Raw genomic sequence first — 502 nt, forward strand, 5'->3', positions numbered from 1 at the left:
GCACGCAGATGCGCAGGCGCAGGGCGACCTGCTGCAGCAGCAGATCGCCCATCTCGTGGCCCTGGGTGTCGTTGAGCGTCTTGAAGTGGTCGAGGTCGAGGAACAGCAGGGCGCCGAACTGGTGCGAGCGCTGGGCGGTCGCCAGAGCCTGGTGCAGGCGGTCGAGCAGCAGGCGCCGGTTGGGCAGGCCGGTGAGCAGGTCGTAGAAGGCGAGGTTCTCGATCTCCGCGCTGGCGCGGCGCAATTCCGTCACGTCGTGGTAGGTGATCATGAGCCCGCCTTCCGGCGTGACGCGCTCGGTGATCTGGATGAAATGGCCGTTGGGCAGCATCTGCTCGTGCGTGCCGCGCGTCTCGCGCTGCAGCAGCAGCCGCTGCGCCACCCATTCCCGGCGCATGCCTTCGTCGGCGTCCGGCAGATGGTGCCTGGAGGTGGCCTCCAGCACGGTGCGGAACGGCAGCCCCACGGCCATGATGTCGCGCAGCCAGGGGAAGATCTCTTC

At 68.3% G+C, this 502-nt stretch carries 1 protein-coding gene; it reads right to left on the reverse strand.

Annotation, left to right across the window (positions count from 1 at the left end; translation table 11 throughout):
• Positions 1-502: diguanylate cyclase domain-containing protein (locus FJV41_RS57250; RefSeq protein WP_141649597.1), on the reverse strand; the 502-nt coding region annotated here is incomplete at both ends.

Origin of the sequence: Myxococcus llanfairpwllgwyngyllgogerychwyrndrobwllllantysiliogogogochensis (assembly GCF_006636215.1) — a bacterium.
GTDB classification, from domain to species: domain Bacteria; phylum Myxococcota; class Myxococcia; order Myxococcales; family Myxococcaceae; genus Myxococcus; species Myxococcus llanfairpwllgwyngyllgogerychwyrndrobwllllantysiliogogogochensis.